The sequence below is a fragment of the Citrobacter sp. Cb004 genome (assembly GCF_030337065.1).
In the GTDB taxonomy this organism is placed as follows: domain Bacteria; phylum Pseudomonadota; class Gammaproteobacteria; order Enterobacterales; family Enterobacteriaceae; genus Citrobacter; species Citrobacter braakii.
The window spans coordinates 1-16,087 of the sequence record NZ_JAOWCH010000055.1 but is presented as its reverse complement, the minus strand read 5'-3'; the positions used below and the strand labels follow the sequence as shown (position 1 = coordinate 16,087).

Annotated in this window: 16 protein-coding genes and 1 tRNA gene; 6 read left to right on the top strand and 11 right to left on the bottom strand. The window is 50.5% G+C overall.

Annotated features, from left to right (window positions below):
• Positions 1-3: 3 nt before the first annotated feature.
• The 4 genes from OGV65_RS10745 to OGV65_RS10730 form a co-directional block, all read right to left on the bottom strand.
• A complete protein-coding gene (locus OGV65_RS10745) occupies positions 4-780 on the bottom strand; it encodes a fimbrial biogenesis chaperone (protein WP_286454934.1) in 777 nt (258 codons plus the stop codon).
• A 26-nt stretch (positions 781-806) separates the two neighbouring features.
• A complete protein-coding gene (locus tag OGV65_RS10740; RefSeq protein WP_153690712.1) occupies positions 807-3,278 on the bottom strand; it encodes a fimbria/pilus outer membrane usher protein in 2,472 nt (823 codons plus the stop codon).
• Between the two features lie 41 nt (positions 3,279-3,319).
• Entirely contained in the window at positions 3,320-3,868 is a 549-nt protein-coding gene (locus OGV65_RS10735; RefSeq protein ID WP_019076063.1) for a fimbrial protein, read from the bottom strand.
• Positions 3,869-3,937: 69 nt separating this feature from the next.
• The gene (locus OGV65_RS10730; RefSeq protein WP_016155749.1) at positions 3,938-4,486 is read right to left on the bottom strand and encodes a fimbrial protein; all 549 of its coding nucleotides are present in this window, start codon (positions 4,484-4,486) and stop codon (positions 3,938-3,940) included.
• Positions 4,487-5,235: 749 nt separating this feature from the next.
• Here OGV65_RS10730 and OGV65_RS10725 point away from each other — a divergent pair.
• A complete protein-coding gene (locus OGV65_RS10725) occupies positions 5,236-5,919 on the top strand; it encodes a winged helix-turn-helix domain-containing protein (RefSeq protein WP_227021093.1) in 684 nt (227 codons plus the stop codon).
• A 1-nt stretch (position 5,920) separates the two neighbouring features.
• Positions 5,921-6,439, top strand: coding sequence for a FidL-like protein (locus tag OGV65_RS10720; protein WP_016155747.1), 519 nt, complete (start codon positions 5,921-5,923; stop codon positions 6,437-6,439).
• A 154-nt stretch (positions 6,440-6,593) separates the two neighbouring features.
• Here OGV65_RS10720 and OGV65_RS10715 read toward each other — a convergent pair.
• Positions 6,594-6,670, bottom strand: a tRNA-Asp gene (locus OGV65_RS10715).
• Positions 6,671-6,804: 134 nt separating this feature from the next.
• Positions 6,805-7,533 carry a DNA polymerase III subunit epsilon gene (gene dnaQ, locus OGV65_RS10710; protein WP_029139417.1) on the bottom strand — a complete coding sequence of 243 codons (729 nt, stop codon included), beginning with the start codon at positions 7,531-7,533 and terminating at the stop codon, positions 6,805-6,807.
• Between the two features lie 64 nt (positions 7,534-7,597).
• Here dnaQ and rnhA point away from each other — a divergent pair, with 64 nt between their 5' ends.
• Entirely contained in the window at positions 7,598-8,065 is a 468-nt protein-coding gene (gene rnhA, locus OGV65_RS10705) for a ribonuclease HI (protein WP_016151805.1), read from the top strand.
• Here the strand turns inward: rnhA and OGV65_RS10700 are convergent.
• Positions 8,062-8,784: a class I SAM-dependent methyltransferase gene (locus tag OGV65_RS10700; protein ID WP_047498505.1), complete on the bottom strand. Its 723-nt coding sequence runs from the start codon at positions 8,782-8,784 to the stop codon at positions 8,062-8,064. The genes rnhA and OGV65_RS10700 overlap by 4 nt on opposite strands.
• Positions 8,785-8,817: 33 nt before the next feature.
• On the opposite strand from OGV65_RS10700, the gene gloB reads away from it, so the two are divergent.
• Complete coding sequence (gene gloB, locus OGV65_RS10695) at positions 8,818-9,573, top strand: hydroxyacylglutathione hydrolase (protein WP_049282724.1); 756 nt, start codon at positions 8,818-8,820, stop codon at positions 9,571-9,573.
• Between the two features lie 71 nt (positions 9,574-9,644).
• Positions 9,645-11,003 (top strand): murein transglycosylase D, encoded by a 1,359-nt coding sequence (gene mltD / locus OGV65_RS10690; RefSeq protein WP_047498509.1) that lies wholly within the window; start codon positions 9,645-9,647, stop codon positions 11,001-11,003.
• Positions 11,004-11,052: 49 nt separating this feature from the next.
• Here the strand turns inward: mltD and OGV65_RS10685 are convergent, their stop codons facing one another.
• The 3 genes from OGV65_RS10685 to OGV65_RS10675 all read right to left on the bottom strand — a co-directional run bounded on the left by OGV65_RS10685 (position 11,053) and on the right by OGV65_RS10675 (position 14,007).
• Positions 11,053-11,823, bottom strand: coding sequence for a class I SAM-dependent methyltransferase (locus OGV65_RS10685; RefSeq protein ID WP_049282725.1), 771 nt, complete (start codon positions 11,821-11,823; stop codon positions 11,053-11,055).
• 76 nt (positions 11,824-11,899) lie between these two features.
• Positions 11,900-12,700: an endonuclease/exonuclease/phosphatase family protein gene (locus OGV65_RS10680; protein WP_029139415.1), complete on the bottom strand. Its 801-nt coding sequence runs from the start codon at positions 12,698-12,700 to the stop codon at positions 11,900-11,902.
• A gap of 131 nt (positions 12,701-12,831) precedes the next feature.
• On the bottom strand, positions 12,832-14,007 hold the full coding sequence (locus OGV65_RS10675; protein WP_016151799.1) for an MFS transporter: 1,176 nt from the start codon (positions 14,005-14,007) through the stop codon (positions 12,832-12,834).
• 104 nt (positions 14,008-14,111) lie between these two features.
• Between OGV65_RS10675 and yafC the strand changes: the two genes are divergently transcribed.
• The gene (gene yafC, locus OGV65_RS10670) at positions 14,112-15,026 is read left to right on the top strand and encodes a DNA-binding transcriptional regulator YafC (protein ID WP_047357608.1); all 915 of its coding nucleotides are present in this window, start codon (positions 14,112-14,114) and stop codon (positions 15,024-15,026) included.
• 20 nt (positions 15,027-15,046) lie between these two features.
• On the opposite strand, the gene dkgB is transcribed toward yafC, so the two are convergent.
• Positions 15,047-15,850 carry a 2,5-didehydrogluconate reductase DkgB gene (gene dkgB, locus OGV65_RS10665; RefSeq protein WP_103847841.1) on the bottom strand — a complete coding sequence of 268 codons (804 nt, stop codon included), beginning with the start codon at positions 15,848-15,850 and terminating at the stop codon, positions 15,047-15,049.
• Between the last annotated feature and the right edge of the window lie 237 nt (positions 15,851-16,087).

The window sequence follows — 16,087 nt, the reverse complement described above, 5'->3', positions numbered from 1 at the left end:
CTGTTACTGGGGCTGTTGCTCCATCGGCAATGCTTTACATACATTGCCTGTGCAGCTGAATTTCAGTTCGGGATGACCGCCAAAATCGTTCACGTACATCATGCTGAACTGGCTGACGCTGCCGTCCGTGACGCTGAAATCGAGAGAGGATTTTGGTGAGACCATAACGCCGGGGAAGTCGGTCAATCTGCCGCCTCCCTGCGCTTCTGGCTTGCGGCTTAAGCCGATTAAGGTGACGAAGTAAGGCGTTGGGTTATCCACACTCCAGCGCTGGCCCTGCTTGTGAAAGACCAGTTGGTTTTGCCACACTGCGCCCGGCGTTTCCGGCACAATGGCGGCCGGACGGTAGAACAATTTGATGCGCGACTGCATCGCCAGTTGCAGCACGTTCGGCTTATCCGGTTTAGGCGGAATTTCACGTACGTTCAGGTAGAACAAGCTCTCGCGATCCTGCGGCAGGGCGTTGATCCCGCTGGTTTTCGTCACGCGGGCAATTCCCTTTTGCCCGCCGTTAATTCGTTGCAGCGGCGGTAAGACCATCAGCGGCGAGGTAATTTTTGTTCCGTTGGCATCTTCCACCCACGACTGAGCCAGAAACGGAATGCTCGGGCTGGTATTGGTTAAGTTCGCACTGACTGAGCGCGCATCACCCGTGATGATCATGCGGGTACGGTCGAGCGCAATACCCGCCCATGAGGTGTTGATCTCTGCAATCAAAAGCAGGCCACAGGCCACGGGTTTAAGCCAACGCTGCACGGAGTAAAAAGCTTGATTATTCATGACAAAATTCATTCAGGTTATTGAAATTATTCACAAGGCAACAGCACGTTACCTTCCGGGTTGATTTGTTGTGGCACCTGTAAGTGGCACTGCGCACGGCCAGCCCAGGCAACGGAAAGACGCTCAGCCGGATTCACACCCGCAATCCAGGCCATACCGTTTTCCATTACCATGGCGACGCTAACGCCGTTAGCGTTAAACACTTCGGCGCCAAACGGCGGTACCGAACCATCCTTCAGGCGCAGCAGCGCCATCATTTTTTGCCCCTGCGCCACGGCAAAATGCTGGTAGCCAATCGCACCTTCCGTCAGGGTGTTGGTCACGATGGCTTTAGTCGCGGAAATGTCCTCGTCCATTGCGTCCACATCGATACGGGTATCAAAGCTGTGATAGCTAACGACGTCCGGTACGACGGCAATACCGAAGCGGTTTGAGTGCGCCTGTTCGCCGTTCAGCGGCACGTTCGCCACCCCGTCGGTATCAACCATCACTCTGGCGGTATTCATCGACGCCTGGCTGTTGTGCAGCGCCGCACCGTGACGCGTCGCGGTAAAACCGCCGCGCATCGTGCCGCCAACGGAGAAATAACGTGATTGCTGCCAGCTGACGTTAGATTCCAGTTCCGCCATCATGCTGCGGTGCTTGTAATAGCCATCAAACGCCGTACGCCCTTCACCGGAAACCCCTGTGCGCAAACGCCACGGATTGTTACGGTCGCGGTTATCGGAATACGAAACCATCTGGCTGGTCTGGTTGCCGCTGTTCTGCAATTCGTAATCCATAGAGCGGCCATCGCTCCATGGCACCGAGATTGAAAGCGAAAGACTGTCGTCTCGTTTGCCCTGATACTCAGAGCGGTAAGCCGCAACGTTGGCGCTGATCCCCTGGATGCCAGCAAATGAAAAGCTGTGCCCCATCGATAATCCGTAACGATCCTGGGAACCGCGATCCCAATAGTTCTGGTGGGTATAGGTCAGGTACAACGTGGTCGCTAATAGTGGATCGTCAGCAAAGAAGGTTTTGTTGCCGGTGATGGTGTACATCTCTTTTTCGTTGCCGGCACTGTTGTTATTTTCATACTGCTCGTCGAGAAACTGCGAGAAAGTGCGGAAGTTACGCTGTGAGAAGCGGTAACCGGCAAAGGTGATGGCGCTGTTGTACTCATCAAAAGTTTTGGCGTAGCTGAGCTTAAAAGACATGCCTTTTTGTTCAGCCTGATGCTTTACCCGACTCACGGATTGCGTCGCATCAGCCGACAGCGCCCCCAGCCAGCTCAAGTCCCGCCCAATCCCTATCGACCAGGCGTTATAGCGATCGCCAGTGAGCAGCACGCCGCCGTACAGCGACCATGCATTGCTGACCCCCCATGAGAAATCACCGCTATAAAACGCAGGCCCCTGAACGTCGTGGTTATAACGCGATGGCTTCCCGACCGCGGCGTTGTAGCGCACATAGCCTGGGCGCGTCAGGTAAGGAATATCGGCTGTATTGACCTGAAAAGTGTGTACGCTGCCATCCTGCTCCTCGACGCGAACATCCAGCGTGCCGCGTACCGAACCGTGCAGATCCTGAATATTAAATGGCCCTGCAGGAACGGTGGTTTGATAGATAACACGGCCCTGCTGACTGACGGTAACCTTCGCATTGCTGCGGGCGATGCCGTGCACTTCAGGCGCGTAGCCCTGCAAATTCGGTGGCAACATACGCTCGTCGCTGGCGAGGTTAGCCCCGGTGAAACGCACCGAATCAAAAACCTGAGAATTCAGGTAGATTTCGCCGACCGTCAGTTTTGCAGCCTGCATCGGCAACGGTCGATAGGCATAGATCTGATCCCAGTCGATACGGCCGCGATTATCATCCGAAGCGTAATTGGCCTGATACTGGCCACGAAATCGCCACGCGCCGAGGTTAAAACCTGTCTGCCCATAGCCAGACAGAGAGCGATAACGATCGCCGCCCTGTTCATAATGTGTGGCCTGGCCCGAGACGCTGTAGTCAAAAATCAGCCCCGCGACGCCGTTATCCCAACGCTCCGGTGGCGTCCAGTCTGGATCGGTATATTTCATCCACGCCTGAGGCACGATAATGTCCAGTACGCCTGCGCTATTATTCAACGCCACACCCGGCAGGCGGGAAATGTCATAGCAGGTCGCGCTAATCGGATGAATATAGGCCAGCGCTTCTTCTTTGAGCGCCAGTAATTCGAGTTGTTGCGGGGTCAGACATGCCATGGATTTATGCGGGTTGGCAGGATCGACGATATAACGGATCGACTGCTGTGGAATCTCCTGGCTGTTAATACGAACATCCAGCAGATATTCTCCGGGAGTCACAAAGTTGCCTTCGGAAAAACGCTGCAAATCGACATTGTGCCTGTCGCTGGCATCCAGTACGTCGGTATTAAATTCAATGGCCTCATCCGCTTCAGCCCATGAAGAGGCACAGACCAGAGCAATAAAAAGCGCCAGACGTTTTTTATCTGTTTTCAGCGTGATCATTTTCGTTCGCAAACCTTCAGATACCCGAATTGCAGTGCAGCTCAGAGATAATTCACAACAAAATGCGTGACCGCAGTAAATTCGCCAGATGTCATTCTTCCGTCGCGGGAGATCAAATAAGCCGTAAAATTGAGCGTGTTTTTCCCTGGATTAAGCACATAGTCCGGTGATGGCTCACCCAGATGAATTTGCTGTCCGTTGCTGTCATATATTTCTATCGCTAAATTTTCAGTTTCCGATTGCACGCTTAGATAATCAGGATTGTCACTATCCGGTGCACCAGAAAAGGTAATATTGGCGCGTTGAAACAGATTCCCGGGGTGTTGAGAATCCCCTAATGAACATCCCAACAAATGAATGCTGAAATCATGCGCTGATACTTTCTCTGGTTTTCCGGAAATATCTCTGGCTGAGAGATCATCAAATTCAACCAGTAGCGACCGGTCGCGTGGATCGACATAACAGGCAGCCTCAATAATATTTCCGCGCATGCGCATTTTGCCGGGCGTACTGACAAGACGATTGGTGTCAGCCAAAACCCATGCAGGCGATATGAAGATAAAAAGCAGTAAAATTCGCCATCCAGGCATCACCGCATTTCCTTTCAGTTATTCGCAGGAAGGGTTAAGCAGGCGCGTTAATGCGCCTGCTGCAGATCGTTACTGGTAGTCGATCTGGAAATTAACGGTAGATTCGAAATCACCTGGGGTTACCGCGGCAGATGCGTTGTTTGCCTGCAGGTAAGCGACGAAATCAATGTCGGTTTCACCATCGGTAATGTTGACCTGAGAGGCGGCTTGGCCCCATTCCACGTCCTGGTTGCCACTGTCAATCATACCGATGCCCGCACCCTTTGCAGTACCAGAGGTGAACGCAGCCAGCGCGTTGTTGTCTGTATCAATCGTTGCCGGGGTATAAGTCACAGTGGCTGTTTTCGCGACGGTCGTATCACAGCCCTGCAGAACGATTTTGGCATGCTTAACGCCAGCACGTTGGTTGTCTTTTAACTGAGAAGTTGGGATCTCACCAAAATTAACCTGTACCGGGCTGGATTCTGGTGCCAGACCACATGCGGAATTAACCAGAGAACCGGTGAAGTGAATTTTACCGTTAGTCGGTTCGACATTTTTTGCAGCAAAAGCAGAAGATGCAGTAAAAGTCATTCCCGCCATCAGCGCACAGGCCACAGCCACGTTTTTCATTTTCATATTACTACTTAACCTTATATCTGTTTTTTAGTTATTCCGAAGATCTATTTCCGCAGATAATTTATGTCCGGGAATCCTGATCTGCAGGTGGCGGTAGCGCATATCCTTGCAAACAATCCATCTCAAGCCGCCCCGTATTTTGAACTTCATTGGTATTCCATCCGAAATACCGTCCACAGTTGTTTACGCTGTTTCGGGGCTTATATTAAGTCGACGGGAAAATGACACAATGCAAAAATCCGGTATTAATCAAACTCAGGGAATCATGTTGTCACACTGTCTGCAGAGCGATCGTTTACCTAAAAAACCGCCAAAAATCACGACGCAGCCAGTGTTAATATCTATCATTCAGCATTTTTATAGAGTTTTTATCTATCAACTATTTTTTTATTTAGCCAGAACAGCAGGCAAAATGTATTTATGAAATTTTTGTAAAAATGAAATTGGATATCAAAAGCGAGTAATGACAATAAGATAGTGAAAGAGAGGAAGGAGAAAAGAGGATTCTATAAGAGATATTAAAATATTGTTATATAAATATTAATAAAGCGATCTATGGTACAACCATTTTTTATAAATGAATTATGTTATGCTATTGCTTCACCCACTCGAATGCGAGATATCCTGCTTTAAAGGAGACATCAGTGATTTCTCATATACCAATAAACAAAATTAAATCCGTAATTATTGGTGATGGCTTAGTTTTCAGACCACATAAAAATACCCTAAAAGACCTGGCATCTGGTGAAATGGCCACATTGAATAATGTGGCAACACAATTACTGCTCTATTTGTTGCAAAATGGTAAAGAGATATCCTCGCGTGATGAAATTCTGCTGAATGTTTTTCAGCATAATGGCGCCAGAGCGACGGATGCGAATCTCAATCAGCACATTTCATTTCTGCGCAAAGCAATAACGTCTACGGGTCATCCTGCAGAACTCATCGTCACAATTCCGCGGATGGGATTTCGGATGGGCGACGCTAATATCAATATTCAGCAACTGGAAGAAGCGCAAGCTCCCGCCAGAATTACCAATGTTGCATCGACGCTCAACAAAAAGAAACAAAGCCGTTGGCCTGTCGCGATAACCGCGTTAATTACCGGTATCGCCGTGCTGGCGACAGCGTGGTTAACATGGATTCCCAATGAAATCGCCATGACGGACGCGACTATCCTGCGGACTATCGACTATGAACAATGCCGAGTACATATATTAGGAAACGCCCTCACCGATACCATAACCGAAAAGAAAGCGCTGGATATTTTCAAGTCCGTGGGCATTAACCCCGACTGTTCGTACCCAAAAGATCTGTATCTCAATACCTGGGCGAGCAACCATAATCTGGTTGAGTGGTCGTTTGCCGCTGAATGCGGGCTGAACCTCGGCTATTACCATTGCATCAGCCAGTATCGCCATCATGAGGAATGATATGAAGCAAGAAAGCGATCACTCTCCTTTACTATGGTCAGTCGTGATTGCCATTTTTGGGCTGGCGGCTATCGCTTTTTTTATTATCGCCGGGAATGCGAAAAAACAAGAAATCAGTTTTTCCTGCTCCTCGGAATTCACGTCGATACTCGACATCCAGGATACAAAAAAGGTACTCCATGGAATAATGCTGATTACCAGCTACAACTCCGGACACCTTTCATTGTCAGTACAAGGGAAACTCAAAAGTGATGATGGCGAGTTTGCTGTGAACCGAAAACTGTTCTTTCGCTATGCCCGACCACTCGGCCATACCGCCGGTGTTTTCATGCTCACTCCCAACGGACGTGAAAAATCCCCCGATGATGAAGCAACGGATGCAGTCGATTATCTCTTCTTCGACGCTTACGAACGTGCCGACAAGCTGTATATGCTAAAGCACTTGAATGAAGAAACGGTGCTTATCGGCGATAACTTTTCCCCCCGTTTCGCCTGCGTGATGAATCACTTCGCAGGTTGATTGCCCCTGGATATGCGTCGGGTTAAGGATGACCTGATGTGTTGCCTGCCCGATAGCACGGACGTGGTCGATAAAGTGTGATGATGAGATTATTATTGTGGCGGGCTAAAACGACGAAAGCCTGAATCATTTCTGATTCAGGCTTTCTGAATAGTGGCGGAATGGACGGGACTCGAACCCGCGACCCCCTGCGTGACAGGCAGGTATTCTAACCAACTGAACTACCACTCCGCGTTGTGTTCCGCTTGGGAACGAAGCGAATATTACGGATTGCCTCACGCCTCGTCAACGCTTTTTCTCACGTTTTTTAATCGTTTGCTGCAAAAATCACCCGAATGGTCATTTCCATACGGAAAACGTACAAACTATGCCCGCCAGAGGCAACTTCCGCCTTTTTTCTGCACCAGGTCAAGGCGCGACTCATGGGCCGCTAACTCTTCATCAGTGGCGAAAACAACGCGTAGTTTGCTGGACTGTCGCACAATACGCTGGATCCCCGTGTCATTCTGCTGCTGGCTGTCACCTTCCATTGAGAACGCCATCGTGGTCTGCCCACCGGTCATCATCAGATAAACGTCGGCCAGAATCTGGGCATCGAGCAATGCGCCGTGCAGGGTTCGCTTACTGTTGTCTATTTCATAGCGTGAGCATAACGCATCAAGGCTGTTGCGCTTGCCAGGAAACATTTTCCTCGCCAGCGCCAGGCTATCGGTAATTTTGCAGAATTCGTTTGTCTTCGGAATATCCCGCCTGAGCTTAGCGAATTCGTAATCCATAAAGCCGATATCAAACGATGCGTTATGGATGACCAGCTCCGCACCGCGGATGTAGTCGAGAAACTCATCGGCCACATCGGCAAACGTAGGTTTATCAAGCAGGAATTCGTCTGCGATTCCGTGTACACCAAACGCTTCCGGGTCCACCAGCCGATCCGGTTTCAGGTAAACGTGGAAGTTATTCCCGGTCAGGCGGCGGTTCACCACTTCAACCGCACCGATCTCAATGATCTTGTGGCCTTCGTAGTGGGCGCCAATCTGGTTCATACCGGTGGTTTCGGTATCGAGGACGATCTGTCGTGTAATTCCAGTGCTCATAACGGTCATTTATGTCAGACTTATCGTTTGATTTCGATTTGCTAAAACAGGAAGTCTACCAGAGATGCTTAAACAGGTAGAGATTTTCACCGATGGTTCTTGCCTGGGAAATCCAGGGCCAGGTGGTTATGGGGCGATTTTACGCTATCGCGGGCGCGAAAAAACCTTTAGCGAAGGCTACAACCTCACCACCAATAATCGCATGGAGCTGATGGCGGCAATCGTTGCGCTGGAAGCCCTGAAAGAACAGTGTGAAGTGATACTCAGCACGGACAGCCAGTATGTGCGCCAGGGCATTACGCAGTGGATCCACAACTGGAAGAAGCGCGGCTGGAAAACAGCAGATAAAAAACCAGTGAAGAACGTCGATCTGTGGAAACGTCTGGATACCGCGCTGGGGCCACATCAAATCAAATGGGAATGGGTTAAAGGCCATGCGGGCCATCCGGAAAACGAACGCTGTGATGAGCTTGCGCGCGCTGCTGCAATGCGTCCCACTCAGGATGATATTGGGTATCAGGCTGAGGCTTAAACGTCTGGTTTACGGTATTGCCGGGTTGCGCCAACGGCCTGGCGGATAGGCGTTTTGCTTTTATTTTGTTTCATCGGGTTGAGCGTAAGCGGAATGGTTCGCTTACGCGCAACCACCAGTTGCAAACAGCCCAGCGCAGGGATATGGGCGCTTAACATTTTCCCGCCCTTCTTGTTCCAGGGCAGGACATGAAAACGGCTGTAGTGCAGTACTTCAAAATTCAGCAATGAGAGCCAGTCCAACTGCCGCATGAGGGTAAACATCCGGCTGTTGTAGGGCGATGTTTTACGCAATACGGGCACCAGTTTACGCAATCCCATCAGACTTACCGGGTTAAAGCCGCTCAGAATCAACCAACCGTCATCAATAAGCACGCGATCGGCTTCATGCAGTAAGCGATGTGGATCGGAACACCACGGCAGCGTATGAGCCAACAAACAAACATCCACGGACTTATCGGCAAAGGGCAGATGTAAAGGATCGGCAGTCACCTGCATGGGAGCGCCTTGCAAAGAAACATTTACCTGATGAGAAACCGCGCACGCTTCAGAATTGATTTCTGCGCTTAAATTACCAATCTTAAGCAGATGAAATCCGTACATTTTTGCGAACCACGGGTTAAGCTGATGCTCCAGCGCCTGACGATAGTGTTCGCCCCAGGGCAAATCATCCCAACTAACGGGCGCTATGACAGTTTGAGGGATCCTTGCCGGTTTCATCACGACCTTCCGTTACGCATTGAGAGGTAATCTATGAATCTTAACAGTATTCCTGCATTTCAGGACAATTACATCTGGGTCCTGTCGAATAATGACAAACATTGTCTGATTGTGGACCCGGGTGAAGCAGCACCTGTTCTGAAAGCTATTGCAGAACATAACTGGGTTCCCGAGGCCATTCTGCTGACACATCATCATCAGGATCACGTGGGCGGCGTGAAAGAACTTCTGCAATATTTCCCACAAATAGCGGTATACGGACCGGCTGAAACGCAAGATAAGGGAACGACGCATATAGTCGAAGATGGCGATATTGCACTCGTTTTGGGGCATGAATTTACGGTAATTGCTACGCCGGGTCACACTTTAGGACATATCTGTTACTTTAGCCAGCCTTACCTGTTTTGCGGCGACACGCTCTTCTCCGGTGGCTGCGGTCGGCTTTTTGAAGGCACAGCATCTCAAATGTATCAATCACTTAAAAAACTAAACGCACTTCCTGACGATACATTGATTTGTTGCGCACATGAGTACACATTAGCAAACATGAAGTTTGCCTTAAGCATTCTTCCGCACGATCCGTTCATAAATGAATATTATCGTAAAGTTAATGAGTTACGCGTAAAAAAACAAATGACACTGCCCGTAATTCTGAAAAATGAGCGACGAAATAATCTTTTTTTAAGAACGGAAGATATTGATTTAATTAATGAAATAAATAAAAAAACAATATTGCAACAACCTGAAGAGCGTTTTGCCTGGTTAAGGTCAAAGAAAGATACGTTCTGACAATTGCGGGTTGCCTTTTGAAAACTTCGCCGTTATGATCGGTCGTCTTTTAAGCAACTATTGACACACACATGAAGGCAAAAGCGATATTACTCGCCTCTGTCCTGCTTGTTGGGTGCCAGAATACTGGTAACGTCCAACAACACGCACAGAGCCTTTCTGCAGCTGGTCAAGGGGAAGCAGGAAAGTTTACAAGTCAGGCGCGATGGATGGACGACGGAACATCTATCGCTGCTGATCAAGATTTGTGGGCTTTCATTGGTGACGAGCTAAAGATGGGAATTCCGGAAAACAACCGGATTCGCGAACAGAAACAGAAGTATTTACGCAATAAGAGCTATCTCCACGATGTAACTTTACGGGCAGAGCCGTATATGTACTGGATAGCCGGGCAGGTTAAGAAACGTAACATGCCAATGGAACTGGTACTACTACCCATAGTGGAGAGCGCTTTTGATCCTCACGCAACGTCTGGCGCCAATGCCGCAGGTATTTGGCAGATCATTCCGAGCACGGGGCGCAATTATGGTTTAAAGCAGACCCGCAGTTATGATGCACGTCGCGACGTTGTGGCTTCCACCACCGCCGCACTGGACATGATGCAGCGTCTGAACAAAATGTTTGATGGCGACTGGCTGCTGACCGTTGCTGCTTATAATAGCGGTGAAGGTCGTGTCATGAAAGCAATTAAAACGAACAAAGCCCGTGGTAAACCCACTGACTTCTGGTCGTTGCCATTGCCTCAGGAAACGAAGCTATATGTGCCAAAAATGCTGGCATTGAGCGATATACTCAAAAACAGCAAACGCTATGGCGTGCGTCTGCCAACAACAGACGAAAGCCGCGCGTTGGCACGTGTTCGCCTGAGTAGCCCGGTTGAAATGGCTCAGGTTGCCGATATGGCGGGTATTTCCGTCAGTAAGCTGAAAACCTTCAATGCAGGCGTGAAAGGCTCCACGTTGGGTGCCAGTGGTCCGCAATATGTGATGGTGCCAAAGAAGCATGCAGAGAAGCTGCGTGAGTCTCTGGCCTCAGGCGAAATTGCAGCCGTGCAGTCAACGTTGGTTGCGGATAACACGCCGCTGAACAGCCGCAGCTACAAAGTTCGCTCTGGCGATACGCTTTCTGGCGTCGCTTCACGTCTTGGCGTGAGCACCAATGACCTTAAGCAGTGGAATAATCTGCGCGGGTCATCGCTGAAAGTAGGCCAAAATCTGACGGTGGGCGCTGGTACCAGCGCACAGCGACTGGCGAACAACAGCGATAGCATCACCTATCGTGTGCGTAAAGGCGACTCGCTCTCGAGCATTGCCAAACGCCACGGGGTTAACATCAAGGATGTGATGCGCTGGAACAGCGATACGAACAATCTGCAGCCAGGCGATCAGCTAACGTTGTTTGTGAAAAACAGCGGTATGCCGGACTCCTGATAGCATTGTAGAAATGAAGGCACTGGTTTCCCCCCAGTGCCTTTTTTATTTATCCCGCTTTATGTGCTTCAACCATTATCGTGTCGCTGGTAAACGAGCCATCTTCCTGTAACGCAAAATAGGCTTTCACTTCCGCAGAAGCACTTTGTTGGTATATACGGATCGCGTCGCTCAACGCTGCAGGCGTGCGCATCCGCGCCACCCACGAACTGTACTCCAACGGCAGACGATCGGTTAACAAGGTATCGGCAATCAGATTGGCGTCATTGATTAACGACAGCCATTCTCCGCTGGAATAGTTGCGTACGTGCGAGGTATCGCGTAACGCCTCCACAGTTTGCAACCAGATGTCACGTACAGGATGGCCTGGCGACATCACATCCATCACAATCAGCACGCCGCCGGGCCTCAGAATGCGGTTCACTTCTCGCAACGCACGCCCGACATCATGCCAGTGATGCGCGGAATAGCGGCTAATCACCACGTCAAATACGTTATCTTCAAACGGCAGGCTTTCAGCATAACCCTGCCGTGTGGCGATATTCTCCAGACCTCTGTCCTTTGCCGCTTCAGTGACCACATCAAGCATCTGCGACGATAAATCATATGCCACTACCTGCTTTACGTATTGCGCGGCCACAAAGCTGGCGTGCCCCGCTCCGCATCCCATATCCAACACGCGGGCCTGCGGAAATGCCAGCAACCTTTCCCCCAGACGTTGCAAGTCACGACCAGAGGCGTGCACCGCACTGGTTAAGTAGGCATTAGCCTGAGAGCCAAACTGTTTTTCGACGTTGTCATGATGAGAGCGTGTTGTCATTGTGTTGTCCTTCGGTTGTTGTGAAATATGAAGGGCAACCATCACAGGCCTGCCCTACGGCAGACCTGACACACCGTTATTGTTCAGGTTTGCCGGGACTGAATTCAACGAGTAGCGGGTTGTGGTCGGAGGCGCGGGTGACCAGCACAGAGGCCTCACTCACGTTCAGACCGCGATAGAACACAAAATCGAGAGGACGACCAAACGCGCGGCGGCGCTGATCGTCGGTAAAGCGCACCTGGCGCAGCGACATTTCACGCGCAAAGCGGTACAGCGCATTCATCCGTCGACGGCTCCAGGCATTAAAATCGCCGGCCATAATCACCGGACCGCTGTGATGAGCAATCTGATCGCCAATGGGAAGTAACTGCTTACTATAGACATCAACGCCAAGGCTAAAGTTAACCGCGTGGATATTCACCACCATTAACAACCGAGTGTCAGGTAACGGGTACACCGTCACCAGCGCCGATTTCGCCAGCCGTAAAATAGGCTCTCGCTCGCGCAATGGGCAGCAGTAAACTGGATGGGCGGAGGAGAGTGTCATAACGCCAGAGGGGTGCTGAGGCAGCACAAAGGCGGGAACCTGGTCGGCAGCGAGATAGTTAGTGGTCGCAAACTGCACCAGTTCTGGTGTGGTTTGCGCTTCCTGCAATAACACCAGATGCGCGTCTTTACCAAAATTCTTCAGCACCGACTGCCATTCTGCTCGCTGCTGTTTAAAAATATTCCATACCAGCACGCGAATGCGATCTTCACTGCTCAACGGTACGCCTGCGGGTAATGCCTGGCCAATATGCGCAAACGAGCCCGGCGGTAAAATCCGCTCGGCGGGTTGTCCGGCAACATAACGCATGGCATAGGTGTTTTTTCGCACTTTAGACTTTCAAACCTCTGTAACGTCAACCAGTCCGCAGCCGGACTGGTTCTTCTGTTATAGGGATTTTAGCACTCACTTTCAACGAACAATTGCAGTTTGTTTTGTAAGTGGGCGCTTACATCAATGATTTACCCCAGAGCAACGTGCGTGGGCTTATCAAGACGGCCGCTCAGCCCCATCAGCAGGAAAGCCACCAGAACAATAAGTGCGCCAATCCATGGTGTCTGCGCCAACCCATAATGCTCGACCGTTTGTCCGCCAATCACGGAACCCAGTGCAATACCAATGTTAAACGCTGCAATGTTCAGCCCTGACGCTACATCAACAGCATTGGGCGTAAATTGTTCCGCTTTCTGTACCACGTAGACCTGCAACCCCGGTACGTTACCGAAGGCAAAGATCCCCATCACCAGAATGGTAGCCAGCGCGGCGTACTGTGTGGAAGCCGTCAGTTGGAAGACCATCAGCAGAACAAACAGCGCGGCGAAAATGAATTTCAACGCAGGAACCGCACCATGCTTATCCGCCAGCTTACCGCCCCAGATATTGCCGATAGCGACTGATACGCCGTAACCCAGTAAGATCCAGCTTACCGCTGCCGGGGAGAAGCCCGCCAGATCCTGCATCATCGGTGCCAGGAAGGTGAAAGCCGTGAACACACCACCGTAGCCCAATGCCGTAACGGCGTAAATCAGCAACAAACGAGGATGAGTCAGCACTTTCACCTGGTCGCGAATGCTGGCGGCCGCTCGACCTGGAATGTTAGCCGGGATCAGCAGTTGACTACTAATCAGCGCAATCACGCCTAACATTGATACTGCCAGGAAAGTCTCACGCCAGCCAAAGTGCTGGCCGATAAACGTACCCAGCGGCACGCCCGTGACCAACGCAACGGTTAAGCCACCGAACATAATAGCGATAGCGGAAGCCGCTTTTTCTTTTGGCACCAGACTTGTCGCGATAGTGGAACCAATCGAGAAGAATACGCCGTGAGCCAGCCCCGTCAGCAGACGGGCGACAATAAGTGTCATATACCCGGGTGCCTGCCATGCCAGTAAATTCCCCGCCGTAAACAGGACCATCAGCGCGACAAGCAGCTGTTTACGTGGCAGGCTTCCGGTCAGAGCGGTCAGCACTGGTGCGCCAATCGCCACACCCAGCGCATAGATTGAAACCAGCATCCCGGCTGAAGGTAACGAGATCGCCAGTTGTTGAGCGATGGTCGGCACCAGGCCAACAATCACAAACTCAGTCGTGCCAATAGCGAAGGCACTTATTGTTAGTGCAAATAAAGCGAGAGGCATAAATAACTCCGTAACATCAGTAATCAGATGACACGCAGTATGCCGGGATGCTTTAATAACAAAAATATTCAAAATCTCAATATAATTTTGCGTCAGGTGCAAAAATGAAAGCAACCTCTGAAGAACTTGCGATTTTTGTGGCCGTTGTGGAAAGCGGCAGCTTCAGCCGGGCGGCAGAACAACTCGGTCAGGCTAATTCCGCGGTCAGTCGGGCAGTAAAAAAGCTGGAGATGAAATTGGGTGTGAGTCTGCTTAATCGAACGACCCGACAGCTAAGCCTGACTGAAGAAGGAGAACGCTACTTCAGGCGTGTGCAGCAGATACTGCAAGAGATGGCAGCAGCAGAAACGGAAATCATGGAGTCGCGCAATACCCCGCGCGGCCTGCTGCGTATCGACGCGGCAACGCCGGTGATGCTGCATTTCCTGATGCCGCTAATCAGACCGTTCCGTGAGAGATATCCTGAGATGACGTTGTCTCTTGTCTCCTCAGAAACGTTCATCAATCTTATTGAACGAAAAGTGGATGTCGCGATACGAGCAGGTACGCTGACTGACTCGAGCCTGCGTGCGCGTCCGTTGTTTACCAGCTATCGTAAGATTATTGCCTCACCGGACTATATTGCCCGTTTTGGCAAGCCCGAGACCGTCGAACAGTTAAAGCAGCATCTGTGTCTGGGGTTTTCCGAACCCGTTTCACTCAATACCTGGCCGATTGCCCGTAGCGACGGACAGCTCCATGAAGTCGAATGTGGGATTTCTTCCAACAGCGGGGAAACGTTAAAGCAGCTTTGCCTGAGCGGCAACGGCATCGCATGTCTTTCAGATTATATGATTGATAAAGAAATCGCGCGGGGAGAACTGGTGGAGCTGCTGGCCGATAAACGTCTGCCGGTAGAAATGCCTTTCAGCGCCGTTTACTACAGCGATCGTGCGGTCAGTACACGCATTCGGGCATTTATAGACTTTTTAAGTGAGTATATAAGAACAGCTCCCGAAGGAGCTGTGAAAGAGGGTTAAAGGTACAGAGGGTCGGGCAATTAATCCCAATCAGGGGCCAGGCCTTCCGGGCTGACCAGACGATCGTTGCAGTCCAGTGCCGCGATCGCTTTTTTATCTTCAGTATCCAGATGCAGGTCCAGCGCCAGCAAGTTGCTTGCCAGGTTTTCACGCTTGGTAGATGAAGGGATCACGGAGTAACCTTCATCCATTGCCCATGCCAGAATAACCTGCGCCGGGGTCGCGTTATGTTTAGCGCCAATGCGCGCAATCACTTCATCTTTTAGCGCCTTACCGTAAGCCAGCGTCATGTAAGAGGTGATGTGGATACCGTGCGCTTTAGCCCAGTCAACCACCTTACGACTCTGCAGATACGGAGACAGCTCAATCTGGTTGGTCGCGATATTGTCTGCACCTACTGTGGCAATGGCTTTTTCCATCAGCGGAATAGTGAAATTTGAGACACCAATTTCGCGAGTCAGCCCCTGCTCTTTCGCTTCAAGCAGCGCCTGCATAAACTCTTCAACGGATACCGCATCGCCCGGAGATGGCCAGTGGATCAGCGTCAGATCGACATAATCCGTACGCAGTTTCTTCAGACTTTCTTTCAGACTTGGGATCAGTTTGTCTTTGCTGAGATTTTCAATCCAGATCTTGGTGGTGATGTACAACTCGTTACGCGGTACGCCACTTTCGGCAATCGCCTGACCAACAGCCGCTTCATTTTCATAGATTTGCGCAGTGTCGACAGCACGGTAGCCCAGCTCAAGCGCCGTTTTGACAGAAGCGATAACCACGTCGTCTTTCAGGCGAAACGTACCTAAACCGAATGCAGGGATAGTCATAGAATTCCTCTTTTTAATCACTATGTTCGTTAACTGAGAGGATTATGACCATCAGTTCTTTGCCGAAAAAGAGTGAAAAATGCAGAGGATTTTTGCGGATTCAGCAATAATTAAATCGCTGGAAAAGAAAAAGCCCTGAGCGTTAGCTCAGGGCTCTTAATAAGTGGCGGAACGGACGGGACTCGAACCCGCGACCCCCTGCGTGACAGGCAGGTATTCTAACCAACTGAACTACCG

What these genes read in the sequence shown, in the direction of transcription:
- OGV65_RS10745 (WP_286454934.1), bottom strand. Translation starts at nt 780, where the DNA reads ATGAATAATCAAGCTTTTTACTCCGTGCAGCGTTGGCTTAAACCCGTG.
- OGV65_RS10740 (WP_153690712.1), bottom strand. Translation starts at nt 3,278, where the DNA reads ATGATCACGCTGAAAACAGATAAAAAACGTCTGGCGCTTTTTATTGCT.
- OGV65_RS10735 (WP_019076063.1), bottom strand. Translation starts at nt 3,868, where the DNA reads ATGCCTGGATGGCGAATTTTACTGCTTTTTATCTTCATATCGCCTGCA.
- OGV65_RS10730 (WP_016155749.1), bottom strand. Translation starts at nt 4,486, where the DNA reads ATGAAAATGAAAAACGTGGCTGTGGCCTGTGCGCTGATGGCGGGAATG.
- OGV65_RS10725 (WP_227021093.1), top strand. Translation starts at nt 5,236, where the DNA reads ATGGCCACATTGAATAATGTGGCAACACAATTACTGCTCTATTTGTTG.
- OGV65_RS10720 (WP_016155747.1), top strand. Translation starts at nt 5,921, where the DNA reads ATGAAGCAAGAAAGCGATCACTCTCCTTTACTATGGTCAGTCGTGATT.
- dnaQ (WP_029139417.1), bottom strand. Translation starts at nt 7,533, where the DNA reads ATGAGCACTGGAATTACACGACAGATCGTCCTCGATACCGAAACCACC.
- rnhA (WP_016151805.1), top strand. Translation starts at nt 7,598, where the DNA reads ATGCTTAAACAGGTAGAGATTTTCACCGATGGTTCTTGCCTGGGAAAT.
- OGV65_RS10700 (WP_047498505.1), bottom strand. Translation starts at nt 8,784, where the DNA reads ATGAAACCGGCAAGGATCCCTCAAACTGTCATAGCGCCCGTTAGTTGG.
- gloB (WP_049282724.1), top strand. Translation starts at nt 8,818, where the DNA reads ATGAATCTTAACAGTATTCCTGCATTTCAGGACAATTACATCTGGGTC.
- mltD (WP_047498509.1), top strand. Translation starts at nt 9,645, where the DNA reads ATGAAGGCAAAAGCGATATTACTCGCCTCTGTCCTGCTTGTTGGGTGC.
- OGV65_RS10685 (WP_049282725.1), bottom strand. Translation starts at nt 11,823, where the DNA reads ATGACAACACGCTCTCATCATGACAACGTCGAAAAACAGTTTGGCTCT.
- OGV65_RS10675 (WP_016151799.1), bottom strand. Translation starts at nt 14,007, where the DNA reads ATGCCTCTCGCTTTATTTGCACTAACAATAAGTGCCTTCGCTATTGGC.
- yafC (WP_047357608.1), top strand. Translation starts at nt 14,112, where the DNA reads ATGAAAGCAACCTCTGAAGAACTTGCGATTTTTGTGGCCGTTGTGGAA.
- dkgB (WP_103847841.1), bottom strand. Translation starts at nt 15,850, where the DNA reads ATGACTATCCCTGCATTCGGTTTAGGTACGTTTCGCCTGAAAGACGAC.